The 26,693-nt window shown below is 68.3% G+C and carries 23 protein-coding genes and 1 tRNA gene; 8 read left to right on the top strand and 16 right to left on the bottom strand.

The window, feature by feature from the left end:
* Window positions 1–57 precede the first annotated feature (57 nt).
* Window positions 58–633, top strand: coding sequence for a class IV adenylate cyclase (locus CEP50_RS16605; protein ID WP_106114871.1), 576 nt, complete (start codon window positions 58–60; stop codon window positions 631–633).
* 447 nt (window positions 634–1,080) lie between these two features.
* On the opposite strand, the gene CEP50_RS16595 is transcribed toward CEP50_RS16605, so the two are convergent.
* A tRNA-Leu gene (locus tag CEP50_RS16595) sits at window positions 1,081–1,154 on the bottom strand.
* A 212-nt stretch (window positions 1,155–1,366) separates the two neighbouring features.
* Between CEP50_RS16595 and CEP50_RS16590 the strand changes: the two genes are divergently transcribed.
* On the top strand, window positions 1,367–1,981 hold the full coding sequence (locus tag CEP50_RS16590) for an ANTAR domain-containing response regulator (protein WP_106114869.1): 615 nt from the start codon (window positions 1,367–1,369) through the stop codon (window positions 1,979–1,981).
* 87 nt (window positions 1,982–2,068) lie between these two features.
* Here CEP50_RS16590 and CEP50_RS16585 read toward each other — a convergent pair whose 3' ends face one another.
* The gene (locus CEP50_RS16585; RefSeq protein WP_106114868.1) at window positions 2,069–2,518 is read right to left on the bottom strand and encodes a PaaI family thioesterase; all 450 of its coding nucleotides are present in this window, start codon (window positions 2,516–2,518) and stop codon (window positions 2,069–2,071) included.
* 63 nt (window positions 2,519–2,581) lie between these two features.
* Between CEP50_RS16585 and polA the strand changes: the two genes are divergently transcribed.
* Window positions 2,582–5,272 (top strand): DNA polymerase I, encoded by a 2,691-nt coding sequence (gene polA, locus CEP50_RS16580; RefSeq protein WP_106114867.1) that lies wholly within the window; start codon window positions 2,582–2,584, stop codon window positions 5,270–5,272.
* Between the two features lie 333 nt (window positions 5,273–5,605).
* Window positions 5,606–5,998 carry a VOC family protein gene (locus tag CEP50_RS16575; RefSeq protein WP_106114866.1) on the top strand — a complete coding sequence of 131 codons (393 nt, stop codon included), beginning with the start codon at window positions 5,606–5,608 and terminating at the stop codon, window positions 5,996–5,998.
* 103 nt (window positions 5,999–6,101) lie between these two features.
* On the opposite strand, the gene CEP50_RS16570 is transcribed toward CEP50_RS16575, so the two are convergent.
* The 4 genes from CEP50_RS16570 to CEP50_RS16555 form a co-directional block, all read right to left on the bottom strand.
* Window positions 6,102–8,123, bottom strand: a complete 2,022-nt coding sequence (locus CEP50_RS16570) for a YhgE/Pip family protein (protein ID WP_106114865.1) — start codon at window positions 8,121–8,123, stop codon at window positions 6,102–6,104.
* Window positions 8,120–8,782 carry a hypothetical protein gene (locus tag CEP50_RS16565; RefSeq protein ID WP_258175355.1) on the bottom strand — a complete coding sequence of 221 codons (663 nt, stop codon included), beginning with the start codon at window positions 8,780–8,782 and terminating at the stop codon, window positions 8,120–8,122. The genes CEP50_RS16570 and CEP50_RS16565 overlap by 4 nt, the downstream gene beginning before the upstream one ends.
* 75 nt (window positions 8,783–8,857) lie before the next feature.
* Window positions 8,858–9,838, bottom strand: a complete 981-nt coding sequence (locus CEP50_RS16560; protein WP_106114863.1) for a GNAT family N-acetyltransferase — start codon at window positions 9,836–9,838, stop codon at window positions 8,858–8,860.
* A gap of 48 nt (window positions 9,839–9,886) precedes the next feature.
* The gene (locus CEP50_RS16555) at window positions 9,887–10,837 is read right to left on the bottom strand and encodes a class I SAM-dependent methyltransferase (RefSeq protein WP_106114862.1); all 951 of its coding nucleotides are present in this window, start codon (window positions 10,835–10,837) and stop codon (window positions 9,887–9,889) included.
* Window positions 10,838–11,248: 411 nt separating this feature from the next.
* Here CEP50_RS16555 and rpsA point away from each other — a divergent pair, with 411 nt between their 5' ends.
* Window positions 11,249–12,766, top strand: a complete 1,518-nt coding sequence (gene rpsA, locus CEP50_RS16550) for a 30S ribosomal protein S1 (RefSeq protein WP_106114861.1) — start codon at window positions 11,249–11,251, stop codon at window positions 12,764–12,766.
* A gap of 139 nt (window positions 12,767–12,905) precedes the next feature.
* The gene (gene coaE, locus CEP50_RS16545) at window positions 12,906–14,126 is read left to right on the top strand and encodes a dephospho-CoA kinase (protein ID WP_106114860.1); all 1,221 of its coding nucleotides are present in this window, start codon (window positions 12,906–12,908) and stop codon (window positions 14,124–14,126) included.
* On the opposite strand, the gene CEP50_RS16540 is transcribed toward coaE, so the two are convergent.
* Together CEP50_RS16540 and CEP50_RS16535 are read right to left on the bottom strand one after the other, a co-directional pair.
* On the bottom strand, window positions 14,099–14,605 hold the full coding sequence (locus CEP50_RS16540) for a DUF402 domain-containing protein (RefSeq protein ID WP_106114859.1): 507 nt from the start codon (window positions 14,603–14,605) through the stop codon (window positions 14,099–14,101). The genes coaE and CEP50_RS16540 overlap by 28 nt on opposite strands.
* A gap of 142 nt (window positions 14,606–14,747) precedes the next feature.
* Window positions 14,748–15,317 (bottom strand): DUF402 domain-containing protein, encoded by a 570-nt coding sequence (locus CEP50_RS16535; RefSeq protein ID WP_106114858.1) that lies wholly within the window; start codon window positions 15,315–15,317, stop codon window positions 14,748–14,750.
* Window positions 15,318–15,422: 105 nt separating this feature from the next.
* Between CEP50_RS16535 and uvrB the strand changes: the two genes are divergently transcribed.
* On the top strand, window positions 15,423–17,582 hold the full coding sequence (gene uvrB, locus CEP50_RS16530) for an excinuclease ABC subunit UvrB (protein WP_106114857.1): 2,160 nt from the start codon (window positions 15,423–15,425) through the stop codon (window positions 17,580–17,582).
* 53 nt (window positions 17,583–17,635) lie between these two features.
* On the opposite strand, the gene CEP50_RS16525 is transcribed toward uvrB, so the two are convergent.
* The 6 genes from CEP50_RS16525 to CEP50_RS16500 form a co-directional block, all read right to left on the bottom strand.
* Window positions 17,636–18,820 carry an acyl-CoA dehydrogenase family protein gene (locus CEP50_RS16525; protein ID WP_106114879.1) on the bottom strand — a complete coding sequence of 395 codons (1,185 nt, stop codon included), beginning with the start codon at window positions 18,818–18,820 and terminating at the stop codon, window positions 17,636–17,638.
* Between the two features lie 48 nt (window positions 18,821–18,868).
* Window positions 18,869–19,822 (bottom strand): 3-hydroxyacyl-CoA dehydrogenase NAD-binding domain-containing protein, encoded by a 954-nt coding sequence (locus CEP50_RS16520; protein WP_106114856.1) that lies wholly within the window; start codon window positions 19,820–19,822, stop codon window positions 18,869–18,871.
* Window positions 19,823–19,838: 16 nt separating this feature from the next.
* Complete coding sequence (locus tag CEP50_RS16515; RefSeq protein WP_106114855.1) at window positions 19,839–20,579, bottom strand: acetoacetate decarboxylase; 741 nt, start codon at window positions 20,577–20,579, stop codon at window positions 19,839–19,841.
* A gap of 16 nt (window positions 20,580–20,595) precedes the next feature.
* On the bottom strand, window positions 20,596–21,372 hold the full coding sequence (locus tag CEP50_RS16510) for a crotonase/enoyl-CoA hydratase family protein (RefSeq protein ID WP_106114854.1): 777 nt from the start codon (window positions 21,370–21,372) through the stop codon (window positions 20,596–20,598).
* 2 nt (window positions 21,373–21,374) lie between these two features.
* Complete coding sequence (locus tag CEP50_RS16505; protein ID WP_106114853.1) at window positions 21,375–22,586, bottom strand: CaiB/BaiF CoA transferase family protein; 1,212 nt, start codon at window positions 22,584–22,586, stop codon at window positions 21,375–21,377.
* A gap of 178 nt (window positions 22,587–22,764) precedes the next feature.
* The gene (locus CEP50_RS16500) at window positions 22,765–23,667 is read right to left on the bottom strand and encodes a LysR family transcriptional regulator (RefSeq protein WP_106114852.1); all 903 of its coding nucleotides are present in this window, start codon (window positions 23,665–23,667) and stop codon (window positions 22,765–22,767) included.
* Between the two features lie 159 nt (window positions 23,668–23,826).
* Between CEP50_RS16500 and CEP50_RS16495 the strand changes: the two genes are divergently transcribed.
* Window positions 23,827–24,249, top strand: coding sequence for a PPOX class F420-dependent oxidoreductase (locus tag CEP50_RS16495; RefSeq protein ID WP_106114851.1), 423 nt, complete (start codon window positions 23,827–23,829; stop codon window positions 24,247–24,249).
* A 54-nt stretch (window positions 24,250–24,303) separates the two neighbouring features.
* Here the strand turns inward: CEP50_RS16495 and CEP50_RS16490 are convergent, their stop codons facing one another.
* Both CEP50_RS16490 and CEP50_RS16485 read right to left on the bottom strand, forming a co-directional pair.
* Window positions 24,304–25,203 (bottom strand): ABC transporter permease subunit, encoded by a 900-nt coding sequence (locus CEP50_RS16490; RefSeq protein ID WP_106114850.1) that lies wholly within the window; start codon window positions 25,201–25,203, stop codon window positions 24,304–24,306.
* Window positions 25,203–26,693 (bottom strand): ABC transporter ATP-binding protein (locus CEP50_RS16485; protein WP_146134824.1); only part of this gene is annotated, 1,491 nt, incomplete at its 5' end. The genes CEP50_RS16485 and CEP50_RS16490, both read right to left, overlap by 1 nt.

The following is a 26,693-nucleotide window of genomic DNA, read 5'->3' as shown; positions in this document are numbered from 1 at the left end:
CGCAGGTTCACCCGCGAACTGCGCAATCAGGCCGTCCGGATCGTGTAGGGAGTCGCCGTGGCTGTGGAGGCCGAACTGAAGGCACGCGTTCGTCACCCCGAGGTGGTGCGCGAGCGGCTGGTTTCGCGTGCCACCGAACACGTGCAGGTCTACCGGGACCGCTACTTCGACCGACCGAGTGGGGAGCTGACCGATCAGGGCTACGAGGTGCGGTTGCGAACCGTGGAGGACGAGCACTCCTCGACAACCGTGCTGACCTTCAAGGAGCCCGCCGTGCACGCCAGTGGTTCCCAACCCGAGCACGAGACCACCGTCGCCGACGGGCAGGCCGTGGCGGCGTTGTTGACCGGTCTCGGACTGACCGAACGCATCACCTTCAGCAAGCACTGCCGCAACTACCGCTTCACCGAGAACGGCTACGACCTGCTCGCCACCCTGGTCCACGTCCCCGAACTGGAAGGAACCTTCCTCGAAGTCGAAACCCGGGTCGATCGCACCGAGGAGGTCCCGGCCGGACTGGCGACGGTCCGCACGGTCCTGACCCCGCTGGGCATCACCGAGGACGACCTGACCACCGAGCAGTACACCACGGCGGTGGCCGCGCACCGGGCTCAGACCACTCACCCCGCATGAGCCCGATCACACCCCCGGCCCGCCGTGGTCGGAGGCGTGATGTATCTCAGAGCCATGACGCTGCGTCCGTTCCCCGCCGAGTCGGACTTCGGACGGTGGGACGTGCTGCCCGCCGACCCCACCGAGGACGAGATCGACCACGAGAACCCGGCGGTGGTTGTATCCGCCGCTGGTCGCAGGAGAGCACCGGCACGCGGCACACCTCGACCTGACCGCGCCCACGCATCGAGTACCCAGCATCACCTCCGACGAAGGAAAGTGATCTTCGACTCAAGACGGCGGGACCGCTGAACGAGTGATCTCGTGGCCCCGGAGAGGGTGAGACGAGGTGTTGACCTCCCCAGCTCGGGGAGGTGACAAGGGGCGCGATGCGGCGAAACGTAGGGGAAAACGTGTGGTCTGATCTTCCCTACGATCACGAGCAGGCTTCTGACCTGCTAGAACGAGTGCCCCCGGTCCGATTCGAACGGACACTACACGGATTTTGAGTCCGCCGCCTCTGCCTGTTGGGCTACGGGGGCTGTCGCTACGGACAGCATACGCCACCGGAGATCGTCACCTGCGGACGGGGTCTCCGGCGTTACGGCCCACGCGGCCCGAGAGTCCGCGTGGGCCAGCTCTCATCCCCACCGCACGCGGCCCCTGCCGCTCTCCGGGGGGTGCGCGAGACGATAAGCTGCACTCTCCGGTGCGACCGCACCGGAAACACCCGAGAACCATCCAGGAGGATCCGGTGAGCACGCCGGCTGCCGAGGACCCGAACACGGCGACGAATGCTGCTCAGCATCGCGTGCTCGTGGCCGAGGACGAGGCGCTGATCAGGCTCGATCTGGTGGAGATGCTTCGCGAGGAGGGATATCAGGTCGTCGGTGAGGCCGGTGACGGCGAAGAAGCGGTTCGTCTCGCGGAGGAACTGCGTCCCGACCTGGTGATCCTCGACATCAAGATGCCGAAGATGGACGGCATCGAGGCGGCCTCCTCCATAGCGGGGGAACGGATAGCTCCCGTGGTGATCCTGACCGCTTTCAGCCAACGTGAACTGGTCGAACGGGCCAAGGACGCGGGGGCCATGTCCTACCTGGTCAAGCCGTTCGCCAAGCGTGACCTGGTTCCGGCCATCGAACTGGCCGTCTCCCGGTTCGCCGAGGTGCAGGCCCTGGAGGCCGAGGCGGCCAACCTCTCCGAACGTCTCGAATCGCGCAAGACGATCGAACGGGCCAAGGGGTTGTTGATGAGCAACCACGACATGTCCGAGCCGGAGTCCTTCCGCTGGCTGCAACGGACCGCCATGGACCGGCGTACCACGATGAAGGAGATTGCCCAGGCGGTGCTCGACAGCCTGGAGTGAGCCTCGCGCCTCACGGTCCGCTCCGTCAGAACCCCCGACGGAGGAGGACGGCACCGATCCGGCCGGTTCCGGACCGGTGCCGTGTTGTCAGCTTTCCGTTTTCCGCTCCCGCAGCACGCAGGTCAACCGCGCCGAACAGGTACGTTTGCCACGCTCGTCGGTGACGACGATCTCGTAGGTCGCCGTGCTGTTCCCCCGGTGCAGCGGCGTGGCCACGCCGGTCACCTTCCCCTCGGCGACGGCGCGGTGGTGGGTGCACGACAGTTCCAGCCCCATCGCGATCCGGTCCTTCCCGGCGTGCAGCGCGGCCGCCACCGAGCCCAGCTGTTCGGCCAGCACCGCGTTCGCCCCGCCGTGCAGCAGTCCGTAGGGCTGCCGGTTGCCGGACACCGGCATGATCCCGACCACACGATCGGGGTCGTACTCGGTGATCTCGATGCCCATCCTGCTTCCGAGCTGCTCCTCCTCGGAAACCAGGGGTTCGGCCCCCGGTTCGTTCGTGCCGGGCAGCACCGTTCCGTTCGTTTCCTCTGCCACGTGTTCCTCTCCTGCCCTGTACGCGACCACTGACGGGGGATGAGCCTAGACTCGCACGCCGTGATGGCATCCGAGCACCGACGCCTGCTGCTGATCGACGGCCACTCGATGGCCTACCGAGCGTTCTACGCACTGCCCAAGGAGAACTTCCAGACGGGTACCGGACAGCACACCAACGCGGTCTACGGGTTCACCTCGATGCTGATCAACCTGCTGCGGGACGAGCAGCCGACGCATCTCGGGGTGGCCTTCGACGTCTCGCGTCAGACCTTCCGGTCGGAAACCTATCCCGAGTACAAGGCCAACCGGGGCTCGACTCCCGAGGAGTTCCGCGGTCAGGTGAGCCTGATCCAGGAAGTGCTCGGTGCGTTGAACGTTCCCGTGCTGAGCAAGGACAACTACGAGGCCGACGACGTCATCGCCACGTTGACCCGCCAGGCCGTGGGTGAAGGGTTCGATGTCAGCATCTGCACCGGTGACCGCGACTCGCTCCAACTGGTCTCCGACAGCGTCACCGTGCTCTACCCGAGCAAGGGCGTCTCCGAGATGACCCGGTTCACCCCTGAGGCCGTGCGGGAGAAGTACGGTCTGACCCCCCAGCAGTACCCGGACTTCGCGGCTCTGCGTGGTGACCCCTCGGACAACCTCCCCAAGATCGACGGTGTGGGGGAGAAGACCGTCACCAAGTGGATCCAGCAGTTCGGCTCGCTGGCCGAGTTGGTGGACCGGGCCGACGAGGTCACGGGCAAAGCCGGGGAGAAGCTGCGCAACCACATCGCGCAGGTGTTGCGCAACAGGGAACTCACCCAGCTGGTCTCCGATCTGGAACTCGGATACCTGCCCGACGACCTGGCGATGCGGCAGTGGGACCGCGAGGCGGTGCACCGCGTGTTCGACAACCTGGAGTTCCGGGTGCTGCGCGACCGCCTGTTCAACACCCTGTCCACCGAGGAACCCGAGACCTCCGAGGGGTTCGAGGTCTCCGGAGGCGTCGTCGAACCGGGAACCCTGCGGGACTGGTTGGACCGGCACGCCCGGGACGGCGCGCGGGTGGGGTTGTCCTGCCGCGCCAGCTGGTCCCAGGGCAGCGGCGATCTCGGCGGGATGGCCGTGGCCACCTCCTCCGGGAGCGGGATCTACGTGGACCCGGCCGAGTTGACCCCGGACGACGAGCGGGCCTTCGGACAGTGGCTGGCCGACGAGTCCGTGCCGAAGGCCGCGCACGACGTGAAGGTCTCCGTGCACGCCGTCCGCGAACGCGGTTGGGACCTGAAGGGGGTGAGCAGCGACACCGCCCTGGCCGCCTACCTGGTTCGCCCGGGACAGCGTTCCTTCGCTCTCGGTGATCTCGTCGTGCGCTACCTACAGCGTGACCTGGACGTGCGGGGCGGAGACGGGGGAGGGCAGCTCTCCCTGTTGGAGGACGAGGACCGGGCGCGTGAGGACGCCGCCGTCTCCGAGATGATCCGGGCCAGGGCCGTGCTGGAGCTCGCCGAGGCGCTGGACGGTGAGCTGGAGAGCATGGAGAACAGGAGGCTGCTCACCGAGCTGGAGCTGCCGCTGCTGCGTGTGCTGGTCGATCTGGAGGAGGCCGGGATCGCGGTGGACCAGCGACGGTTGGAGGAACTCGGGGACCGTTTCACGGCACGGGTCGAGCAGGCCGCCCAGCAGGCCTGCTCCGTCATCGGCAAGGAGATCAACCTCGGCTCGCCCAAGCAGCTGCAGACGGTGCTCTTCGACGAACTGGGGATGCCCAAGACGAAACGCACCAAGACCGGCTACACCACCGACGCGGAGGCTCTGCAGGGGCTGTACGAGAAAACCGAGCACCCCTTCCTGCGGTACCTGCTGGAGCATCGCGACGCGACCAAGCTCAAGACCACGGTGGAGGGGCTGGTCAAAGCCGTCGCCCCGGACGGGCGGATCCACACCACGCTGAACCAGATGATCGCCTCGACGGGGCGACTGTCGTCGACGGAACCGAACCTGCAGAACATCCCCGTCCGCACCGAGGAGGGGCGACGGATCCGGGAGGTGTTCGTGGTCGGGGAGGGCTACGAGACCCTGCTGACCGCGGACTACAGCCAGATCGAGATGCGGATCATGGCCCATCTCTCCGGTGACGAGGGGCTGATCGAGGCGTTCCGCACGGGTGAGGACCTGCACAACTACGTGGCCTCTCAGGCGTTCGGCGTCCCCATCGACGAGGTCGACCAGGAACTCCGGCGCCGGGTGAAGGCCATGTCCTACGGCCTGGCCTACGGGTTGTCCGCCTACGGGTTGGCCCAACAGCTCCGGATCTCCAACGAGGAGTCCAAGCAGCAGATGGAGGCCTACTTCGCCCGTTTCGGCCGGGTGCGGGACTATCTGCAGGAGGTCGTGGAGCGGGCCCGTCGGGACGGTTACACCTCCACCATCCTCGGACGGCGTAGGTACCTGCCGGACCTGCTCAGTGACAACCGACAGCGCCGGGAGATGGCCGAGCGCATGGCACTGAACGCTCCCATCCAGGGCAGTGCCGCCGATATCATCAAGGTGGCGATGCTGGGAGTGCACAGCGCGCTGAACAGCCAGGGACTGTCCTCCAGGATGCTGTTGCAGGTGCACGACGAACTGATCATCGAGGTGGCCGAGGGGGAGACCGAGGCGGTCGAGAGGCTGGTTCGGGAACAGATGAGCTCGGCCGTGCGGCTGGACGTGCCGCTGGAGGTCTCGGTGGGCACGGGAGGATCCTGGGACGCCGCGGCGCACTGAGCGCGACGGGCCGTCGCGGTGTCCGCCCCACCGTGTCGGGCGGAGATCGTCGGCGGTTCCGTGCACCTCCCGTTTCCGGGGTGGGACGCTCCGTGATCGTCCGCCGCCGGTCCCCGCCGAAAGGGCCAGGTGGTTGTCCCCCGCAGGGAGTGGTGCGGTTAGGCTGCCCGGGATTCGGTGGCGCGTCGGCGGCACAGGCTTCGTCGGGGGGTTCCAGTGGTCGTCTCATCGGGGGGTTCGAGCCGCCGGACAACCGACGTGACACGACACGGGAAACCGCGGACGGGTCGGAACCCGGTACCGGGGGTCCTCGGGTTCCGGCGAAGGAGGAACATGATCAGCGTCGACAGGCTGGACCATCTGGTGCTTACCGTGGCCGACGTCGAGCGTTCCCTGGAGTTCTACGAGAACATTCTCGGGATGCAGCCCGTGACCTTCCAGGGCGAGCGACGTGCGGTGCGTTTCGGGCAGCAGACCATCAAGCTGCACGCCGCCAGTGAGCTGGCGGAGCCGACGGCGACGCATCCGGTCCCCGGGTCGGCGAATCTGTGTTTTGTCACCGGCAACGCCCTCAGCGAGGTTCAGGAGCACCTCAGGGCCAACGACGTGCGCATCGAGGCGGGGCCGGTGGTGCGTACCGGCACCCAGGGCCCGATCACCTCGTTGTACCTGCGGGACCCGGACGGCAACCTGATCGAGATAGCGCGCTACGACGAGCAGGAGTAGTCGTCCGGGCGCGCCCTCGCGAGCGCGGCCGGTGACGGACCGCCGGTCCGTCACCGGCCGCGGGTGTGCCGGGAGGTTTTCGCTCCTCAGTGCCGTTTTCGGATCACAGGGACAGCTCCGGCCGGAGCCGGGAGGCCGTCCAGACCCGTTGGCGCATGGCGGCCACCGTGCTCAGCAACAGCCCGCACACCAGGTAGCAGAGCAGCACCAGCGCCGCCTGGATCGCGTTGTCCGCACTGCCGCCGTAGATCAGGTGCCGCAGCCCGTCCACGACGTAGCCGAGCGGAAGGACCTTGTGCAGCGGGTGCAGCACCTCGGGTGTGCTCTGCCAGGGGAAGGTTCCGCCCGCCGTGATCAGCTGCAGCACCAGGAACACCAGTGCCAGGAACTTGCCCTTCGGACCGAAGGCCGCGTTGAGCGAGTGCACCACGGCGGTGAACGCCAGCGAGGTGAGGATCAGCAGCCCGAGGGTCCACCAGGGGTTGGCCGTGTCGACGCCGATGCCGAACACCACCACCGAGTACAGCAGCACCGCCTGGACGGTTCCCACCAGTGCGGCGGGCAGCCAGCCTCCCAGCGCCGTCCGCCACGGTGCCACTCCGGAGGCCAGGGCACGGTTGGACAGCGGACGCATCAACAGGAACAGCACGAAGCCGCCGATCCACAGGGCCAGTCCCATGAAGTAGGGGGCGAGGCCGGCTCCGTAGGTGCCCGCGTCGGTCTGGGCCGTTTCGTCCACGGCCACCGGGTCCCCGATGGTTTTCGCGGTGGCCTCGCGGGTGGACTCGTCCGGGTTGGGGATGTCCTCGGCCCCGGTGCCGAGTTTGTCGGCGAGCTCGTGGGAGCCGTTCACCAGCTGGTCGGAGCCGTTGGACAGTCGGGCGACCCCGGAGTTCAGCTCCTCGGCTCCGGACACCGCCTCACGTTGCTTGTCCCGCAGTTCGGTGGCTCCCTCGTGCACCTGCTGCGCGCCGCCGGCCAGTTTCTCCGACGCGGCGTCGAGTTCCTTGATCCCGTTCGTCATCTGCGGGATGTTGTTGGCCAGTTTCCGGCTGGCTCGGGCAACCCGCTGGGAGCCGTCCGACAGTTCCTGGACCCGCTTCACCCGCTGCTGCACCTGTGAGTTGGCCTCGTCCAGGGGTTGGTCGAGCTGTTCGAGGGACTCGGTGACGCGTTCGATCTGTTCCTGCGACAGGCCGAGTTCACGCAGGTGGTCGATGATGTCGCCGCGCGCCCCGTCGAGGCGGTCGGCGATGCCCTGGGAGATCTCGCCGACCTCGGAGGCCTTCTCGGCCAGCTCAGTGTTGCCCTCGGCGACACGTTCCGCCCCGTCGGCCAGCTGGTCGGTCTTCTTCGGCAGGTCGGCGGTTTTGTTCCGCATCTGCGACAGCCCGTCGTGGAGTTCGCTGTTGCCCCTGGCGATCCGTCCGGACGCGGTGGCCAGCTCGTCGGCTCCCTGGGCGAGTTTGCGCTGCCCCACCAGTAACTGTTGTGTTCCCTGGTGGGTCCGGTCCAGGCCCGTGTCCAGGTCTCCCGCCCCGTCCGCGAGGTCACCGGCCCCGTCGGCGGCGCGCACGGTCTGCTCGTGCACGGTGCTCAGCCCCAGTAGCAGTTCACGTGCCGCGTCGCTGCCCGCGTCGGCGGAGACGGTCTCGCGGACCCGGCTGACCACCTTGTCGGCGATCGTTCCGGCGAGGTAGTTGTTCGCGTCGTTGGTGATCAGGCGCAGTCGGGCCTGTTCCGGTTCGAACTCGCCGGGGGACAGCAGTGCGCGGGAGAAGTCCCGGGGGATCACCAGGGCGAAGGTGTAGGTGCCCTCGGAGACCCCCTGGTGCGCCCGTTCGTTGCCGACCCGGTGCCAGTCGAAGTCACCGGAGTCGGTCAGGTTCTCGTAGACGTCCTCACCCGCCGTGAGCTGACTGCCGTCGTCCCTGGTGGCGCCGGTGTCGTCCACGACCACGGCGGCGGGGACCGTTTCCAGGTTGCCGTAGGGGTCCCAGTTGGCGTAGATGTAGAGCGCGCCGTACAGCAGCGGTACGAGGGTGACCGCCACCAGCGCCAGTTTGGGGAGTTTTCCGGAGGTCAGTCGGCGCAGTTCGGTTTTGGCCAGTCGAAACGTGGTCATGATGTGGTTCCCGGGGTTTCCTGGTCAGGAGTGCGGAGGGCGTCCGTCCGGCTCGGAGGGTCGTCGATGGTCGAGCTGGTGCCGATGCGGACGGTGGGAGCGTTCAGGTCGTCGGCCGAGTGGGGTGAGCACACCACCACCACGGCATAGCCGTGCTCGGCGGCCTCCCGGGCCGCCGGATACCAGTTCAGAGGGTCGTCCCCGTGTCGGTCCGGGCAGTCCAGGACGAGCGCCTCGGTGCCGCGCGGGGCTCGTCCCAGGTCCAACAGCACCCTGGTGCGGATCCGTGGGGGGAGCTGTTCGAAGCGTGTGTGGGCCCATTCGTCCAGACCGCGTCCGGTGATCCAGCGCCGCACGGCCTTCCGACCGCAGCGACGTCCGGCCAGGCTGAGTCCCTCGCCGACGATCTCGGTCAGTTCGAGTGCCCCCTCAGGCTCGGTGATGCCGGGGGCGTCGATCACCGAGACCGTCTCGCGCAGCCGGGCCGGGTTTCTGCGCCCGTTGCGCAGCACGGTTCCCCGGTCGGGTCGTAGCCGTCCGGAGAGCACGAGGGCGAGAGCGGTGCGTCCCGATCTGGGTGGACCCGTGACGAGCAGGAGTTCTCCTGATCGTGCTCGTAGTGAGGTGGGTTCGAGTAGCGGTCCGTGCGGACCGTTCACTCCGACGTCCGCTGCGACGATCTCCACGGCTCGGCGTTGCCTTTCGCGTCGCGACCGGCCCCGCCAGGCGCGGTGTCAGCGCAACGCGGTGGCCGGTCTGATCTCCCATATGGTCCACAGTGGTCGGTATCCCTGCCGGTGCCAGAACACCGGGGACAACGGGTTCGCGGGGTTGTAGTACAGGAAACTGCCCACCGCCCCGGCCGCCGCGAAGTCGCTGTGGGCCATCGCCATCAGGTCGCGACCGATGCCGGTGCCCCGTTGGTCCTCGCGGACGGACAGGCAGTTGACGTAGCCCCACAACCCGGTGCCGAGTCGGTGTCCACCGTGGTGGCTTTCGGTGTCGACCCAGCCGCATTCGGCCAGCCCGAGTACCTCCTCGTCGCGTTCGGCGAGCCAAACGGGGTCACCACCTGTCGTGTTTTCCCGGGGGGAGATGCCCCGCGGGCTGCTTCCCGAGCGCAGCCGGACTCTGAGCACGCTGCGTTTGAGTTCGGCCGCGTCGGGTCGCAGGACGGAGGAACCGACGAGGGCGGCGTACTCGAGCTCGGCCATGGCCAGCTCGACCACCTCGTCCAAATCGGGCGGACCCGCCCGACGCACTTTTACGGTACCAGACAGTTCCGTATCTACGTTCGGTGCCCGCGTGCGTACCGCGAGGCAGGACAGTGGAACGAAGCCGTGGTCGAGCAGCGCCCGACTGGCCCGCACGTCACGACTGGGCCAGGTGACCAGGCAGGAGGAGTCCGTCTCCGCGGGGGAGCGGCTGGCCACCTGCTTCCCGAAGGCTCGGAGCAGGGCGTCCATTCCCTCGTGAGGACGATCACCGACCAGGGGGAACAGCTCGTGCGTCTCCGTGGTCGTCCACAGGCTCGGCAGTGAGCCGGGAGGCTGTCGCGTGTGCGTGGTGAGACCGGCCACCGGTGGTTCCCCCGGGCGTGTGCGGGCCACCAGGGGTTCGCCGCCCCGGGGCAGGGGGTAGGAGTCCGGCAGCGCCGGATCCAGTCGCCGGAATCTCTCCTGCTGGGCATCGAGCAGTTCCTGTGCGTTGTTCACGACGCCTTCCGGGTCTCGTCTGGTCACGGGTTCCCTCGGAGGGCCGGGTCAGCGTCCCGGCGCCGACTCCGGTCGTTCGGGAAGCAGACAGCGGAAGATGGCGGTGCCCGGCAGGGTTCTGCCCCGCAACGGACTCCACTGCCCCCACACCTCCGTGTGATCCTCGGGCCACTCCGGCTCGATCAGCTCCAGCAGCCGAAAACCCGAGGACGTGATCTGGGATACGTAGTCGCCGAGAGTGCGGTGATGTTCGACATAGGTGGCCCTCCCCGTGGCGTCGATCTCCACGTAGGGGCTGCGGTCGAAATAGGACTGCACCGCGGTCAGCCCATCCGGGCCGGGATCGTCGGGGAAGGCCCAGCGAATGGGGTGTGTGACCGCGAAGACCCACAGGCCACCGGGACGCAGCACCCGGGCCACCTCGCGCATCACCTGCTCCGAGTCGGCCACGAAGGGCACACCGCCGAAGGCGGAACAGGCGATGTCGAAGGACTCCGCGGCGAACGGCAGCATGTCGGCGCTGCCCTGGACGAGGGCGACCTCCGTGCCCGTGCGCGCGTTGGCCGCCGCCGCGTGACCCAGCATCCTGCCCGAGATGTCCAGGCCCACCGGCCGAGCTCCCCGGGAGGCCAGCCACCGGGAGCACGCGGCCGCCCCGCAACCGACCTCCAGCACGTCCCTGCCGGAGACCTCGCCCAGCAGACCGGCCTCGCTCTCGTGGAGCCGTTCCGGGCACCACAGGAACTCGCGCTCGCCCAGCATCGAACCGTGTTCGGCCAGGTAGTCGTCGGCGTCGGCGTCCCACCACAGCCTGCTGGCCGAGCGCGACTCGGTGGGGCCGGGGTGTCGGGCCGCGGGCCCGACCGTGCCGAGGATCCGTTCGGCGTTCGCGTGTTCGGACGCTTCTCCGGGGGAGTGCGTCCCTTCCGCGGGAACGCGGGCGACGTCGGTGCCGCCCCTCTCCCGGTGGGTGCCTTCGCGGGGTGAGTGCTCCGTCACTGTGCCCTCCGTGGTTTCCCGCCCGAACCGTCCTCGCCGCGCGCGGGTGAGACAGGCGTCCCGCGCGGAACCGGCGGGGCGATTTGCCCCCCGATCGTCGGGGCGGGTACGCTATCGCTCGCACCAGGAGTATGTCTCCGCCAGGGCCCGTGTTCGAACACGGCGCCGGGGTCACCCCTTTCGCGTGGTCCGTCCATCCGCAGGGACTCGTCCCGAGATGGTCGTTCTCCGGAAAAACCGCGCGGGAAGCCACCGGCCGCGTCGCTTCCCGGTGGAAGCTACGGCCTCCGGCGATCCGTGAGGTGAGACGGGGGACCAACCGCGCGCCGGCGGGCCTGTGGGAGACGGATCCGGGTGTGTGAGAAAGCTAGACCCGACAACCGATCTATCCGTACCGGAGCAACCCACCTGATGTCCACCGACACCACCACCGTCCCGACTGCAGCCGCCACCAAGCCGCAGGTCGCAGTGAACGACGTCGGGACGGAGGAGGACTTCCTCGCCGCCGTCGACCAGACCATCAAGTACTTCAACGATGGCGACATCGTCGAGGGCACTATCGTCAAGGTCGACAAGGACGAGGTCCTGCTCGACATCGGCTACAAGACCGAGGGCGTCATCCCGTCCCGGGAGCTGTCCATCAAGCACGATGTCGATCCCGCCGAGGTCGTGGCCGTCGGCGACTTCGTCGAGGCGCTTGTCCTGCAGAAGGAGGACAAGGAAGGCCGTCTGATCCTGTCCAAGAAGCGTGCGCAGTACGAACGCGCCTGGGGGACGATCGAGGATCTCAAGGACAAGGACGAGCCCGTGCGTGGCTCCGTCATCGAGGTCGTCAAGGGCGGTCTCATCCTCGACATCGGTCTGCGCGGTTTCCTGCCCGCCTCGCTGGTCGAGATGCGGCGTGTCCGCGACCTGCAGCCCTACGTCGGGCGCGAGCTCGAGGCCAAGATCATCGAGCTGGACAAGAACCGCAACAACGTCGTGCTCTCCCGCCGTGCCTGGCTGGAGCAGACCCAGTCCGCCGTGCGCAGCGAGTTCCTCAACCAGCTGCAGAAGGGGCAGGTCCGCAAGGGCGTCGTTTCCTCCATCGTCAACTTCGGTGCCTTCGTCGATCTGGGTGGGGTCGACGGTCTGGTGCACGTCTCGGAGCTGTCCTGGAAGCACATCGACCACCCCAGTGAGGTGGTCGAGGTCGGCCAGGAGGTCACCGTCGAGGTTCTCGACGTGGACATGGACCGTGAGCGGGTCTCGCTGTCGCTGAAGGCGACCCAGGAGGACCCCTGGCGCCAGTTCGCCCGGACCCACGCGATCGGCCAGATCGTGCCGGGCAAGGTCACCAAGCTGGTTCCGTTCGGTGCTTTCGTCCGCGTCGACGAGGGCATCGAGGGGTTGGTGCACATCTCCGAACTGGCCGAGCGCCACGTGGACATCCCCGAGCAGGTCGCCCAGGTCGGCGACGAGGTGATGGTCAAGGTCATCGACATCGACCTGGAGCGCAGGCGCATCTCGCTCTCGCTGAAGCAGGCCAACGAGGGCTTCACGCCGGACTCGGAGTTCGACCCGACCCAGTACGGCATGGCCGCCGAGTACGACAACGAGGGCAACTACATCTACCCCGAGGGCTTCGACCCGGAGACCCAGGAGTGGAAGGAAGGCTACGAGGCCCAGCGCGAGGAGTGGGAGCGCCAGTACGCCCAGGCCCTGGAGCGCTACGAGGCCCACATGCGCCAGGTTGCCAAGGCCGCCGAGGCCGACGCCGCGGCCGCTGCCGCCACCGGTGACGAGCAGACCGAGGAGGGGGACTATACCTCCTCCACTCCCTCCGCCGAGGCCCCCTCGTCCGCTCCGGAGGAGGACGAGCAGCCGAGCGCCATGGCCAGTGACGAGCAGCTGGCCGCCCTGCGGGAGAAGCTCTCCGGCGGTGCGTGAGCCGGCCACGCGCCGAGCCATCGTGTGACCGACGCGGCCCCGTACTCCGGTGCGGGGCCGCGTCGCTCGTCGGGCCCGTACCGGCTCCTCGTACGGGGTGGGCTTCGTTCCGCGGTGTCGCCCTGGCAGGATGACGTGGATGTTGCGTGTTGGGCTCACGGGAGGAATCGGCGCGGGCAAGTCGACGGTCGCCGAGCGGTTGGCGCGACACGGTGCCGTCGTCGTCGACGCGGACCGGATCTCCAGGGAGGTGGTCGCGCCCGGGACCGAGGGGCTGGCCGAGATAGCCGCTCGGTTCGGCTCCGAGGTGCTCGACGAGGACGGCTCCCTGGACCGCGCGGCCATGGCACGACGGGTCTTCGCCGACGAGACGGCCCGGCGTGACCTGAACGACATCGTCCATCCCAGGGTCGCCGCCCGCACCTCCGAACTGGTGGCCGCGGCGGGCGAGGAGGCGATCGTGGTCCACGACGTCCCGCTGCTCGTGGAGAACGGCTACCAGGCGGACTACCACCTGGTGATCGTCGTCGACGCTCCGGTCGAACAGCGTGTCCGTCGACTCGTCGAGCGCGGGTTGGCGGAGGAGGACGCCCGCGCCCGCATCGGGGCGCAGGCCAGCCGGCAGCAGCGTGCCGAGGCCGCCGACGTCTGGCTGGACAACTCCTCCGCTCCCGCGGATCTGCACGCCGAGGTGGACCGGCTGTGGGAACAACGTCTCGTTCCCTTCGAGACCAACGTGCGGACCCGCACCCCCTGCTCGCTCGGGGGGATCGAGCCCACCGAACCCGACCGGGACTGGCCACGTCAGGCCCGCCGCGTGGCGGCGCGGATAGCCGTGGCGGTCGGGGACGAGGGCGCGCGTGTCGACCACGTCGGCTCGACCTCGGTGCCGGGACTGGTCGCCAGGGACGTGCTCGACCTGCAGCTCACGGTCCGCTCTCGGCAGGAGGCGGAGGAGTTGGCCGAACCGCTCGCCGCGGCGGGGTTCCCCCGGTCCTGCGACTCCGACTCGGAGACGCCGTGGAGCGGTGCCGAGCGGGGGTGGTGGAGGCGGAGGCACGTCTCCGCCGACCCGGGGCGCGGGGTGGAACTGCACCTGCGGGTGGAGGACACGGCCAACTGGCGGCTGGCGTTGCTGCTACCGGCCTGGTTGTGTTCCGACGAACGGGCCCGCGCGGAGTACGCGGAGCTCAAACGCCGGTACGCGTATCCCGCCGGTGCGGGTGCCGCCGTCGCGGAGTACTCCGCCGCCAAACGAGCCTGGTTCGAGGGGGCGTTACCCCGTGCCGAGCGGTGGGCGGAGCGCACGGGGTGGAGTCCCCACCGGGAGGGTCACACTCCGGTGAACACTCCGCGGTAGGCCAGCCACTGGTCGAGATCGCGGTGGAGGCTGATCTCCTCGAAGGTCCGGTGCACCGTGTGCAGGGCCAGATCGGCCTCCTCCGGCGAGAGGAGCCCGTCGCTGACGGCGGAGGCGAACTCCCCCGAGTTGACGATGCGTGGTGTCCCCCGTTCGGGAACCTCCAGACCCAGTTGCAGATCGGTCGTGATCCAGGACCACGCGTCCCGGTCGATGCGCACGGCGGTCAGCAGGCTTCCCTCGGGACGCGCGTGGCGGCTACGCGGGAGGTACCGAGTGAGCCGTAACCCCGGTTCGGGCAGCAACCAGGTGACCTCACTTCCGTGCGCCGGGTCGTGCGGGGTGCTGCACTCCATGCACAGCCCCCACCTCTCCAGGTGACAGTCGTCCAGTTGCTGGACCGTTCCGGAGCCCAGGTGCCGTTGGGCACTCGCTACATCGACGATTTCGACATGCTGAGGAGTGATCACCGAACCCACGAGCCCGACCGTAGCGCGGAAATACTGTGAAATAACCAACAAGACCGATCCGTTATGTAACCTTTGGGACTTGTTCGCGGGACGGTTACACACGTACCGGTTCATTCCCCAGAACGTTGGTTGTGCGTCAAGAAGTCTTCTGTTATAGGGAGTTCTCCTCGGTGGTCGGCGAGCCGTGTCGCAGTTCCACGCCGAGGGAGCGCAACCAGGCCGCCGTGTCGTAGTCGTGTCTGGCCAAGGCATCCACGGTGGTGTGGGTGGTGGTCAGCGCCAGCCGGGCGGTCCTCTCGTCCACCAGCTCGGCCCGCACCGCCGTCACGAACTCGTCGGTGTCGAGCACCTCGGCGAACCGGTTTCGAGACACCACGATGTCCAGGTAGAGGTCCACGCTCCGCCACCGGTGGGCCCCACTCGTCACGGAGACGACGTCCAGGTAGAAGTCCTGCTCCCGTTCGTGGCCGGGCTTCCAGCGGTAGTCACTGACCCGCAGGTTGAGCTCGGGCAGCAGCCACGACTCGAGGTAGGCCAGTTTCGGGTGGTCGACGATCGGGCGGGCCATGTACAGCCCGAAGTGTTCCCGGCGGAACTCGTCCACGGGGCGCACCACGCCCTTGGAGTCGGTGTTGGTCCCGGCGGCCAGGTCGAACACCTCCACCTTCGGAGGATGGACCGGAAGACCGAGGCTCTCGGCGATCTCGTGCTGTGAAGTCACGCTGACACCGTAGACAGCACGAGGGGGTGCTGTCGCCGGTCACGACGGACACGCGCCTCGTACCGGCCACGGCGCGCTGTCGGTGTCACCTCGTAGGCTGGGGGCGTGGCATTCGCGACTGAGCATCCTGTCCTGGCGCACTCCGAGTTCCGCCCGGTCGGCGAGATCCCGCGCAAGGAGGGGCGTTTCCGGGTCGTCAGCGACTACGAACCCGCCGGTGACCAGCCCGCGGCGATCGACGAGCTGGAACGGCGGATCAACTCCGGCGAGAGCAACGTGGTGCTGCTCGGTGCGACGGGAACCGGAAAGTCCGCGACCACGGCGTGGCTGATCGAGCGGGTGCAGCGACCCACCCTGGTGATGGAGCCGAACAAGACGCTGGCCGCCCAGATCGCCAACGAGCTGCGCGGTTTCTTCCCGGAGAACGCGGTCGAGTACTTCGTCAGCTACTACGACTACTACCAGCCCGAGGCCTACGTCCCGCAGAGCGACACCTACATCGAGAAGGACTCCTCGGTCAACGAGGACGTGGAGCGCCTGCGGCACTCGGCCACCTCGAACCTGCTCAGCAGACGGGACTGCGTGGTGGTCTCCTCGGTCTCGTGTCTCTACGGTCTGGGAACCCCGCAGTCCTACCTCGATCGTTCCATCGCCCTGCGGGCCGGGGCCGAGGTGGACCGCGACGTCTTCCTGAGGGCGCTGGTCGACGTGCAGTACCAGCGCAACGACCTGGCCTTCCAGCGCGGCACCTTCCGTGTGCGGGGGGACACGGTGGAGGTCATTCCCGCCTACGAGGAGCTCGCCGTCCGCGTGGAGTTCTTCGGCGACGAGATAGAACGGCTCTACTACCTGCACCCGCTGACCGGCGACATCGTTCGTGAGGTGGAGGACCTGCGGATCTTCCCGGCCACGCACTACGTCGCCGGTCCCGAGCGGATGGAGCAGGCCATACGGGGAATCGAGGCCGAACTGGCCGAACAGCTCGACAAGCTGGAACGCCAGAACAAGCTGCTCGAAGCCCAGCGGTTGCGCATGCGCACCCAGTACGACATCGAGATGATGCGCCAGGTCGGGTTCTGCTCGGGAATCGAGAACTACTCGCGGCACATCGACGGGCGTGAACCCGGTTCGGCCCCGGCCACCCTGCTCGACTACTTCCCGGAGGACTTCCTGCTGGTCATCGACGAGTCCCACGTGACGGTGCCGCAGATCGGGGGGATGTACGAGGGGGACGCCTCACGGAAGCGCACCCTGGTCGAACACGGGTTCCGCCTGCCCAGCGCGTTGGACAACCGTCCGCTGACTTGGGACGAGTTCGCGGCTCGGATCGGGCAGACCGTGTACCTGTCGGCCACGCCGGGCCCCTACGAGATGCGGAGCTCCGGCGGTGAGTTCACCGAGCAGGTCATCCGTCCCACGGGCCTGGTCGATCCGGAGGTGGTCGTCAAACCGACCGAGGGGCAGATCGACGACCTGGTGGCTGAGGTGCGCGAACGGGCGGACCGGGACGAGCGGGTGCTGGTCACCACCCTCACCAAGAAGATGGCCGAGGACCTCACCGACTACCTGCTCGAGCTCGGTATCCGGGTGCGGTACCTGCACTCGGAGGTCGACACCCTGCGGCGGGTCGAGTTGCTGCGTCAGCTTCGGCTCGGCGAGTACGACGTGCTCGTCGGCATCAACCTGCTGCGGGAGGGGCTGGATCTGCCCGAGGTCTCCCTGGTCGCGATCCTCGACGCCGACAAGGAGGGTTTCCTCCGTTCGGAGACGAGTCTGGTGCAGACCATCGGCCGAGCCGCCCGCAACGTCTCGGGCCAGGTGCACATGTACGCCGACGAGATCACCGACTCGATGCGGCGGGCGATCGAGGAGACCAACCGCAGGCGGGCCAAGCAGATCGCCTACAACACCGAACACGGCATCGACCCGCAACCTCTGCGCAAACAGGTGGCCGACATCCTCGACCGGGTCTACACCGAGTCCGAGGACACCGAGCAGACCGTCGCCGAGGCCGGCTCGGCGCGTACCGCCTCCCGCGGCAAGAAACCCACGGGGGAGTCCTCCGCGGTGAGCTCCGGCGTGCTCAAGGACCGCGACATCGAGTCCATGCCCAGGGCGGAGCTGGCCGACCTGGTCCAGCAGCTCAACGACCAGATGATGAACGCGGCACGTGAGCTGCAGTTCGAACTGGCCGCGCGGCTGCGGGACGAGATCAACGATCTCAAGAAGGAACTGCGGGCCATGGACGAGGCCGGGGTGGAGTAGTAGGGCACGGTGCGGTTCCGGTGGGCGGCACGGGGCCGCCCACCGGTGCGGACTCAGACGAAGGCGCTGCTGCCGGTGATGGACTTGCCGACGATCAGCGTGTTCATCTCGCGACTGCCCTCGAAGGAGTAGACGGCCTCCGCGTCGGCGAAGAACTTGGCGACCTCGTAGTCGAGCACGATGCCGTTGCCGCCGAACAGCTCCCGGGCCCACGCCACGCACTCGCGCATCCTGGTGGTGGTGAAGCTCTTGGCCAGGGCCGCGTGGTCGGCCCCCGCCGTGCCGTCCTCCACCTTCTGGGCCAGCCGGGTGACCATGCCGAACATGGCCGTGATGTTGCCCAGCATTTTCACCAGCAGGTCCTGGATCAGCTGGAAACCGGCGATGGGCCTGCCGAACTGCTCCCGCGAGACCGCGTAGTCCCGTGCCAGTTCGTAGGCGCGCACAGCCACGCCGAGCGCCTGCCAGGCGACGTTGCCGCGTGTCTTGGCCAGCACCTTGGCGGTGTCCCTGAAGTTGTCGATGTTCTGCAGCCGGTTCTCCTCCGGCACCCGCACCTCGTCCAGGGTGATGTCGGCGTTCTGCACCGAACGCAACGCGATCTTTCCCTCGATCTTGCTGGTGTGGAAGCCGGGGGTGCCCTTCTCGACCACGAAACCCTTGACCTGTCCGTCGGCCTCGTCCCGGGCCCAGACGACCACCAGGTCGGCGAAGGTGCCGTTGCCGATCCAGCGTTTCGCACCGTTGAGCACCCACTCGTCCCCCTCCCTGCGGGCGGTGGTGCGCATTCCCCCGGCGACGTCGGAGCCTCCCTCGGGTTCGGTCAGTCCGAAGGCCCCGATCTTGTTCCAGGCCACCATGTCCGGCATCCAGCGGTCCCGTTGCCGCTGGTCACCGCCGCCGTATATGCTGCCCATGGCCAGGCCGGTGTGCACTCCGGAGGCCACCGCCAGCGACGGGTCGGCCTTGTTCAGCTCGATGCTGAGGAAGCCGGTGAACAGCGGCCTGCGTGTCCTTCCGTCCCCGTACTCGGGGAACTGGAATCCCGCGATGCCGAGCCTCGCGAAGGTCCGGATCGCCTCGAAGGGGAACTCGGCCCGGTCCCAGGCCTCGTTGGCCAGTGGTTTGATCTCGCGTTGGACGACCTCGCGGATCTCGGCGAGCTCGGAGCGTTCCTGGTCGGTGAGCAGCTCCTCGAAGCCGAAGAAGTCGGGGTCGGTGTTGACCGTCTTGGGCATGTGGATCACCTGTTTCCTGTCGAGGGACGGGGCACCGGGGTGCCGTCGTCACTGGTTGGAGTCACGCAGCGCCGCGAGCACCGCGCGTTGGTTGCGGTCGCGCCGGGCGGAGCGCTGCCGGTAGGACTCTGCGTCGTTGCCGTAGGCCCGTTCGGTCTGGCCGGCGAGAACGTCGATGTTGGTGTCGGTGAGTTCGGGGGTGCCCAGGTCCTTCCAGCGCTCGGCCATCCCCTTGCCGAGGTGTTCCATCATGTGGCGGATCCCCGCCGGCCCGCCACCGAGGTGGAAGCTTTCGAACGGGCCCACGGTCGCCCAGCGGTTGCCGAGGGAGTTCTTCACGATCGTGTCCAGCTCCGCGGCGTCGACGACCCCGCGCAGCACGAGGTCGAAGGCTTCGGCCAGCAGGGCGCTCTGCAACCGGTTGGCGACGAAGCCCGAGGTTTCGCGGTGCAACCGCACCGGGGTCTTGCCCAGCCGTTCGTAGTAGCCGAACGCGGCCTCGCTGACGGCCTCGTCGGTGCGCCGGCCGGGAACGATCTCGACGAGCGGAACGATGTGCGGCGGGTTGAACGGGTGGGCGACCAGCATCCGGGAGGCGGACCGGTCCGGGAGCTTCGCTGACACGTCGCTGGGCAGCAGCCCCGAACTGGAGGAGGCCAGAACCGCGTCCTCCGGGGCGGCCCGCGCGATGCGCAGGAACAGGTCCTGCTTGAACTCCAGACGTTCCGGGGCGTTCTCCTGCACCAGGTCGGCGTGGGCGACGGCCCACTCCGGTTCGCTGCCCAGCTCGATCCGTTCGCGGACCCGGGAGACGTCGGCCCCCGGGATGCCCCGGCACAGTTCCGGCAGGGAGGCTTCCAGGGACTCCCGGAGGTCGGAACGGGGGTCGGACAGTCGTACGTGCGTTCCGTGCGCGGCGAACAGGGCCGCCCACGCCAGTCCGATGGTTCCCGCGCCGACGACGGCGGCCGTGTCGAAGCGGGGTGTGTTCGAGGTGCTCATGGTGTCTCCTTGCCGGTCACTGCTGGTCCAGGTAGTCGTGCACCGGGTGGACCGGCCCCAGGGTCAGGTCCGTGAGAACGTGGCTGGCCGAAACGATTTCGCGAACGGGGAGGTCGGCCAACGGAGCCAGCGCGTGTTCGAACAGCTGTAGTCGGGCCGGGGCCGTCCACGCCTGCTTGACCGTGATGTCGGTGATCTCGGTGCGCACCAGCTCGCACACTCGGGGGCCCTGCCGGCCGCCGGGAACGATGTTGAGCATGTAGGTGGGAACCGTGATCTGCTGCCGTGCCCGCTCACGGTCCAGGGGGTGGTGCTTGTATCCCATGGTCGCCGTGGCCACCCGCTGGCTGCCGTACTCCAGTGTGCCCACCAGCGCCGCGTGCTCGGTGCGCAGTTCCGGGGTGGCCAGCACCTTCGGGTAGGCGCCCAGCTCACGGCCGGAGGCGATGGCCGGGAAGTTGTCCAGATACATCGCGTGCAGGTACTCGCCGCGTTCGTCCCCGAAGCGCACGGGGATCGCCTGCCCCGCCTCGGTGTAGGGACCGAAGGAGGTCACCTCGTTCATGCGCATGATCTCGAAGCGGACCAGGGGCTCCTCGACGCGCAGCGGCTCGGGCACGACCCGGTCGAGCACCTCGGGATCCGTGCGGTAGACGATGTTCAAGTACTCCCGGTCGGTGAAGCGGGGGACGCTGGCCGCGAAGGCCGGGTTGGTCAGCGGGGTGGTCAGTGCCTGGCGAACCTCTTCCGGGCGCACGGCAACTCCTTTCGTCTCAGCGCGCGGCCCACCGCGGTGAGCGGTGTTCCGCGAAGGCCCGTGCTCCCTCGGCGAAGTCCTCGGAGGCCAGGAGAGCGCGCAGCTCGTCACGTTGGGCGGTGAAAGCCTGCTGCTCCGACTGGCGGGTGGAGGCGCGGGCCACTCGTTTGGCGGCGGTGACCGCCAGGGGAGCGTTCGCCGAGATCCGGGCGGCCAGCTCCAGGGCCTCGGACTCGGCGCTGCCGTCCTCGACGGTGTGGTTGACCACGCCGAGCTCGGCGGCCCGCCGCGCGGTGATCGTCTCCCCGGTCAACAGCAGCTCCATCGCGAGGTGGTACGGGATCCGTTGCGGCAGCCGCACGGCGCCTCCACCCCCGGCGATCAGGCCACGCCGGACCTCGGGGAGCGCGAACCGCGCCCCGGAGCCGGCGACGACCACGTCGCAGGCCAGCGCCAGCTCGAAGCCACCTCCCATCGCGAAGCCCTCGACGGCGGCCACGAGGGGTTTGGCCGGTTCGGCTTCGGTGATGCCCGCGAAGCCGCCTCCCTCCACGGTGGCGGACTCGCCGTTGGCCGCGGCCTTGAGATCCATGCCCGCGCTGAACACGCCTCCGGCGCCGGTGAGCACCCCCACCCGCAGTTCGGGTTGCTCGTCCAGCCGCTGGACGGCTTCGGCGAGGTCGTGGGCCACGGCGGCGTTGACGGCGTTGCGGGCCCGGGGCCGGTCGATCGTGATCACGAGGGTGTTGCCGTGTTCACGGGTGTGTACCGGTCGGGACTCGATGGTGCTCATGCTCACTCCCCAGGTGTGGTCGTGTCCTCCGTGCCGCCGAGCACCTCGGCGGTGTCCTGGCCGGGACGGGGGGCGTGTCTGCGTACCGAGGCGGGGGTGCGGGAGAAGGTCATGGGGATTCCCACCACCCGGTAGCCCCCCTCGGTGGGGTGTTCCGCCACGTCCAGCAGTCCGCCGTCGCGGACGTAGGGGTCCGTGGTGGCCTCCTCCAGACGCAGGACGGGACCGACCGGGATGCTGTGCTTGGTGCCGACCTCGATCCACTCCGCGGAGGTGAGTTCCGGGGTGACCGACTCGACCAGCTGGGCGAGGTCCTGTCCGTCCCTGCGGGCGTCGATGAACTCCCCGTTCACCCGGGGGTCCTCCGCCAGGTCGGGGCGGCCGGCGGCGGCGAACAGGTCCCGGAAGTTCTGGGGGGTGTAGGGGATGATCATGACCAGCCCGTCCTTGGTGGGACGTGCCCGGTGTCCCCGGTTCAGCGAGTTGGGGAAGCCGGTCGGTCCCAGCGGGGGCTCGAAGGTGTGCCCCTGCAGGTGCTCGACCATGGTGAACGACAGCATGGTGTCGGCCATGGGGATCTCCACCCGTTGGCCCTCACCGGTCCTGCGCTGGTGCAACAGGGCGGCCATGGTGGAGTAGGCGATCGTCAGCGCGGTGACCTTGTCGGCGAAGATGCTGGGCAGCACGGCGGGGGTTCCCAGGTCACCCGCCCGCTGGGCCAGGTCGATCAGTCCCGAGGCCGCCTGGACAGTTTCGTCGTAGGCCGCCAGTTCCGCCCTGTCCGAGTCGGGACGGAATCCCTGGGCGTGGGCGTAGACCAGGGCGGGGTTGCGTCGGGCGAGAGTGTCGTAGTCCATGCCGAGGCGGTCCAGGGCGCTCGCCCGCATGTTGGTGATCAGCAGGTCGGCGTCGTCGATCAGTTCCAGCGCGCGTTCCCGCTGCTCCTGGTCCTTGAGGTTGAGCTCCACGCTGCGTTTGTTCCTGTTGACGTTGAGGTGCAGCGGGGTCATACCCGGGTTGCGGTGGGTGGTTCCGAGCCGGGCGCTGTCCCTGGGGGACTCGATCCGGATGACGTCGGCTCCCAGATCCCCGAGTATCTGTGCGGCGTAGGGGCCCATCACCACGGTGGACATGTCGATGACCCTGATGCCGTCGAGTGGTCCCGCCGGGGAGGAGTCCTCCGCGGCGGTGTCGGAATCGGCCGTGTTCGTCATGGTTGCTCTCCCTCGGAGACCGAAAGTTTATTAACCTCACTAAAGACAGTACGAGCGTACTGATTGGTTTTCAAACAATTCGCGAGATCATGTCGAGAAAAACGGCGTGACCGCACTGGTCACGCGTTCACGAGGAGCCCCTCCTGGGGGGAGGGATGAGCCGGGGGCGCTTCCGGGGTCAGGAGTCCGGAAGTACCTTTTGGGCGATTTCTACTGGTTTTTGCAGGTCACAGCCTTCTTCTCCGCGGTCTGCGCGCCAGACCAGCCCCGTGGACAGGGCAGGGGAGAAATCCTCGAAGGGGAGTACCACCTGTTCGTCGGTGCGATATTTCCGCATTCCGCTATCCGGGTCGAGCATGGACACGGAAAAAGCGGAACCGTTGGCCACGAGCTCGCTTATCGCGGAGTAGTCCCCGGTGTTCAGGTGGATTCTCTTTTTGATTCCGGCCCGGTCCAGGCGCCTCTCCAGCTGTTCGAAGTACACGGGAACGGTTCCCTCGGCGGGCACGATGTAGGAGTACTCGGTGAGCTCGCTCAGCGAGACACTGCTGTGCGTACCGAACTCCGCCTTCGGCAGCACGGCACCGAGCGGTTCGCGGGTGACCTCCACGATCCTCAACGCACTCGCGTGCACCGGAAGATGGACCAGGGCCATGGCGAGTTCTCCCCGCAGGACCGAGCGTACGAGATCGTCCGTGTTCGCCGGCCAGCGCTGGATCCGGTGGCTCCGCGCGCACTCCCGCTCCAGGGCCACCAGTCGGTCACGGACCCGGGAGTGCAGTCCGGGGGCCACACCGACGTACACCGTCGGATGCGGAATCTCGGCGGCCTGGCGCATTCGCCAGGGAATGTCGTCGAAGCGGTGGACCACGTCCCTGGCGTGGGGCAGCAACTGGCGACCGGCCTCGGTCAGCTCCACGTGGTGGGAGTCCCGGGCCAACAGCGTCGTTCCCAGTTCGCGTTCGAGGTCACGGATCCGTTGGCTCAACGGCGAGGTCGCCATGTGGAGTTGCCGGGCGGCCCGGGAGAAGCTCAGGTTCTCCGCGACCGCCAGGAAGTAACGCAGGTGGAAGATTTCCATCGGGGTCGAGCCTACTCAAGACCGCCGGTCCCCTCCCGCGCGTCGCAGACCGCCGTGTGGGAGCGCTCGGGACGTGTGTCCGTTCGCCGCCCGAGCGCCCGGCTCTCCTAGGATCGAGGTGGACCGAAGTCGCGCGAGACGAGCCGGGAGAGTCCAGCAGTGCCGAAACCGCCGTTGCCCGACCGGGTGAGCGAGCTGCTCGCCGCCCCCAATCCCTGCGTGATCACCACGGTACGACCCGACGGGCAACCCGTCTCCGTGGCCACCTGGTACCTCTGGGAGGACGGAAGGGTCCTGGTCAACATGGACCGGGACAGGAAACGGCTGGAGTACATGAGGGCCGAACCCAGGGTGAGCCTGACCGTGCTCGCCGCCGACAACTGGTACACCCACGTGAGCCTGCAGGGGCGGGTGACCGATCTGCTGGACGATCCGGAGCTGGTCGACATCGACCGGCTGGCCCACCACTACACCGGCAAGCGCTACCACGTTCGGGAGCGGCACCGGATCAGCGCGTGGATCGGGGTGGACCGCTGGCACGGTTGGGGCGCCGCGGAGAACACCGACGTCGTGCACCACTGACGGTGGCTTCGATGCCGGTGTTCCCCTCGGGGAGAAACCGTTTTCTCGGATCGGTCAGCTCGTGATGTCGCTGCGGTGGAAACGAACGAGGGCGGCCGTGGTGAACACCGAGGCGTAGGCGGTGGCGGACAGCGCTCCGTGGGCCATACCGGTCCAGTCGATCTCCGGATCGAGCAGGTCCAGCCACGCCGTCGCGTGATGGGTGGGCAGCAGCACACGAAGCTCTCCGAGTTGAGGGACGCTGTCGAGGATCCGGGACAGCACCGAGATCCCCACGCTGGCTCCGACCGCGGCCAGCGGGTTGCGGGTACCGACCCCGAACAGCAGCGCCAGGCTCGCGACCCAGCTCAGGTGCACCGTCAGGTATCCGCAGGCGGCGAGCAGCACGAGTGCGCTGGCCCCACCCGACAGCACCGTGTTCTCCGGAGTGACCAGACCTCCCGAGCCGTACCAGACGGTTCCCAGCCCCAGTGCCACCGCGGTGAGCACGCCCATGCCCGCCATGGACAGCAGACCGGCCACGAGCGCCTTCTGCCGCAGCAGTCGATGTCGTGGTACGGGAATCGTGACCAGGCAACGCAGGCTCGCCCACGAGGACTCGCTGGCGATGGTGTCCCCGAAGAACAGTGCCACCATCAGCGCCAGAAGCAGGTGCGTGCACAGCAGCAGGGTGAACACGGCGAAGTTGGTGCCGTTGAACTCGGCCAGCTCACCCGGATCAGTGGCTCGCCCCCGCGACTCGGTGTCCTCGCCGAGCACGAGGGCGAGGACCAGCAGCGCGGGCAGCGCGACGAGACAGCCGAAAACGACCCTGGTGCGGGTGCGGGACAGCTGTCTGCGCAGCTCCACCCGTAACGGCAGTGTTCGTTTCGCCCGGTAACCGGCGGCGCTGCCGTCGGAGCCGGGGGGGTCGGCGGGGGAGTCGGTGGTGGTGAATAGCTGTTCACGTGGCATCAGCGGTCCTCCCCGACGAGTTCCAGGAAGGCGTCCTCGAGTCTGCGGTGAGGCCCCACCCGGTTGATCGACACCTCGGCGTTCACCAGAGCGTTCACCGCCGTGGCCGTCGGGTGCCTGGCCAACTCGGCGTAGACGACGTCGTCACGGATCTCCACGTGGCCGATGCCCTCCAGCGAACGCAGGGTGCTGGCGGCGCGCTGCGGCTGGTCCACGTGGAAGGCCGTCACCGAGTCGGCCGCGATCAGTTCCTCCACCGTTCCGGAGGCCACCCGCCGTCCCCGGCTGAGCACCACGACATGAGTACAGGTCTGCTCGACCTCCCCGAGCAGGTGACTGGACAACAGCACCGAACGTCCCGTGTTCGCGTATTCGCGGAGCATCTCGCGTGTCCGTTGGGTGTGCGTCGGATCCAGCGAACTCATCGGTTCGTCGAGGATCAACAGTTCGGGCATACCCAGCATGGCCTGGGCCAGGGCCACCCGTTGGCGCATCCCCGGCCCGTAGGTGCGGGCCTTCTGATGGGCCGCCTCGCCCAGCGCCGCGATCCGCACCACCTCGTCGAGGCGGGCCTGTTCCAGGGGGCGGCCGGTGGCCTCCCAGTGCAGGCGCAGGTTCTCCCAGCCCGTCAGGTGGGGCAGCAGTCCGGGGGAGTCGACGATCCCCCCCACGCGGGAGAGGACGGGGGCGCTCGGGACGACCTCGTGGCCGAAGACGTGGATCCGTCCGCTGTCGGGACGTGTCATGCCGAGGACCATGCGCAGCAGCGTCGTCTTCCCGGCCCCGTTGGGGCCGAGCAGACCGACGATCTGCCCGCGCTCCACCCGCACCGACAGCTCCCGGACCGCGTCCGGATGGCGCGGATAGGACTTGTCGACCCGCTCCACCGAGAGCGGAACATCGGTGAGTTCCGGATCGGGGGGACGTTTGCGGGAACGCTCGAAACGCACGGCCAGCACCGTGGCCACCACGATCAGTACCGCGAAGGCTCCGATTCCGAGCAGCGCCCCCACCGGAGGGGACGGTGAGCGTGCGGGCTCGGCGGCCACCGACGGAAGGGAGAGGGTGTTCCTGCCCGCGGGGGCGACCCGATAGACCGCGGCCTTGTCCGGGGTGGCGAAGGCGGGATCGGTGGTGCTCAGGCGCAGACGCAGCCGATGCCCCTCCCGGAGGGTGTGCACCACCGCCGGCAGCGCGACGTCGACCTCGGTGGCCCTGCCGTCGGGGGACAAGCTGTCGACCCGGATGGGAGCGCTGGTGGTGCTCAGAGGGGTGGTCGAACCGTCCGGTCCCACGTCGAGCAGCCTGGCGAAGAGCACGGCCGTGGTGTTGCCGGGTTGGCCCGGTACCGAGGCCACCGACAGCTCGGTCTGCGGGGTGCCCGTGATGCGTACCTCCTCCGACCTGGGTGCGCTGTCGAACACCGCCACCTGCTCGGCCGCCTGCTCGGGAGGGGCGGGGTTCGGGGAGGGAGGGGTGGAGGTGACCGT

Origin of the sequence: Actinopolyspora mortivallis (genome assembly GCF_003001495.1) — a bacterium.
In the GTDB taxonomy this organism is placed as follows: Bacteria; Actinomycetota; Actinomycetes; order Mycobacteriales; family Pseudonocardiaceae; genus Actinopolyspora; species Actinopolyspora mortivallis_A.
The sequence above is the reverse complement of the archived record's forward strand: the minus strand, read 5'-3'. Positions and strand labels throughout refer to the sequence as shown.

Bases quoted from the DNA above. Each gene is read 5' to 3' on its own strand.
- CEP50_RS16570 (WP_106114865.1), bottom strand. From the start codon at position 8,123: ATGACCACGTTTCGACTGGCCAAAACCGAACTGCGCCGACTGACCTCC.
- CEP50_RS16490 (WP_106114850.1), bottom strand. From the start codon at position 25,203: ATGCCACGTGAACAGCTATTCACCACCACCGACTCCCCCGCCGACCCC.
- CEP50_RS16575 (WP_106114866.1), top strand. From the start codon at position 5,606: ATGATCAGCGTCGACAGGCTGGACCATCTGGTGCTTACCGTGGCCGAC.
- rpsA (WP_106114861.1), top strand. From the start codon at position 11,249: ATGTCCACCGACACCACCACCGTCCCGACTGCAGCCGCCACCAAGCCG.
- CEP50_RS16520 (WP_106114856.1), bottom strand. From the start codon at position 19,822: ATGAGCACCTCGAACACACCCCGCTTCGACACGGCCGCCGTCGTCGGC.
- CEP50_RS16500 (WP_106114852.1), bottom strand. From the start codon at position 23,667: ATGGAAATCTTCCACCTGCGTTACTTCCTGGCGGTCGCGGAGAACCTG.
- CEP50_RS16505 (WP_106114853.1), bottom strand. From the start codon at position 22,586: ATGACGAACACGGCCGATTCCGACACCGCCGCGGAGGACTCCTCCCCG.
- coaE (WP_106114860.1), top strand. From the start codon at position 12,906: ATGTTGCGTGTTGGGCTCACGGGAGGAATCGGCGCGGGCAAGTCGACG.
- polA (WP_106114867.1), top strand. From the start codon at position 2,582: ATGGCATCCGAGCACCGACGCCTGCTGCTGATCGACGGCCACTCGATG.
- CEP50_RS16525 (WP_106114879.1), bottom strand. From the start codon at position 18,820: ATGCCCAAGACGGTCAACACCGACCCCGACTTCTTCGGCTTCGAGGAG.
- CEP50_RS16510 (WP_106114854.1), bottom strand. From the start codon at position 21,372: ATGAGCACCATCGAGTCCCGACCGGTACACACCCGTGAACACGGCAAC.